The 882-nt window shown below is 77.6% G+C and carries 2 protein-coding genes; one reads left to right on the top strand and one right to left on the bottom strand.

The window, feature by feature from the left end:
* Positions 1-239 precede the first annotated feature (239 nt).
* A complete protein-coding gene (locus AE652_RS42260; RefSeq protein ID WP_049661518.1) occupies positions 240-449 on the top strand; it encodes a dodecin in 210 nt (69 codons plus the stop codon).
* Positions 450-464: 15 nt separating this feature from the next.
* Here AE652_RS42260 and AE652_RS42255 read toward each other — a convergent pair.
* A partial coding sequence (locus AE652_RS42255; protein ID WP_049661516.1) for an ATP-binding cassette domain-containing protein occupies positions 465-882 on the bottom strand: 418 nt, incomplete at its 5' end.

Genomic DNA, 882 nt, shown 5'->3' with positions numbered 1-882 from the left:
GCGGGCCCGCGGCCCGGTGCTGGCGGCCGCGCTGCGCCGGCTCGGGGTGACCGGGGCGGACGGGACCGTCGAGCGGATCGGCGCGGCCCCGCTGCTCGGCGGCGGCGTGCCGGTCGGCGAGGTGCGGGCGGCGTTCTAGGACCAGCCCGCGGCGTCGGAGGCCACCCGTCGGGGTGCGGGCGGACCCGGGTCGGTGCACGGTGGACCGGGGGGCGTCCGTACAGCTGAGGGAGTCCGCCATGACCGACCATGTGTACCGGGTGACCGAGATCGTCGGGTCCTCGGCCGAGAGCGTCGACGCCGCGATCCGCAACGGGGTGGAGCGGGCCTCCCGGACGCTGCGCAACCTCGACTGGTTCGAGGTCTCGCAGGTCCGGGGCCACCTGGAGGACGGCCGGATCAAGCACTACCAGGTGTGCATCAAGGTCGGCTTCCGCCTGGAGGACTGAGCGCCGGCGACGCGCTCAGCGCTCCGGCAGCACCAGCGGCACCCCGGTGCGCGGGTGCGCCAGCACCTCGACGGGGTGCCCGTACACCTCGCTGAGCAGCGGCGCCCGCAGCACCTCGGCGACCGGCCCGTCCGCGACCGTCGCCCCGCCCGTCAGCAGGACCACCCGGTCCGCGTAGGCCGCCGCCAGGGACAGGTCGTGCAGCACCACGACCACCCCGTCCCCGGCCGCGGCCCGGGCCCGGGCGACCCGCAGCACCAGCTCCTGGTGGCGCAGGTCGAGGGCGGCGGTCGGCTCGTCCAGCAGGAGCAGCGGGGTGCGCTGGGCCAGCACCCGGGCCAGCGCCACCCGGGCCCGCTCGCCGCCGGACAGGGCGGTGAACGGGCGCCCGGCGAAGGCGGTGGACTCGGTGGCCGCCATCGCCTCGGCCACG

It is taken from the genome of Kitasatospora sp. MY 5-36, assembly GCF_001182915.1.
In the GTDB taxonomy this organism is placed as follows: Bacteria; Actinomycetota; Actinomycetes; order Streptomycetales; family Streptomycetaceae; genus Kitasatospora.
The sequence above is the reverse complement of the archived record's forward strand: the minus strand, read 5'-3'. Positions and strand labels throughout refer to the sequence as shown.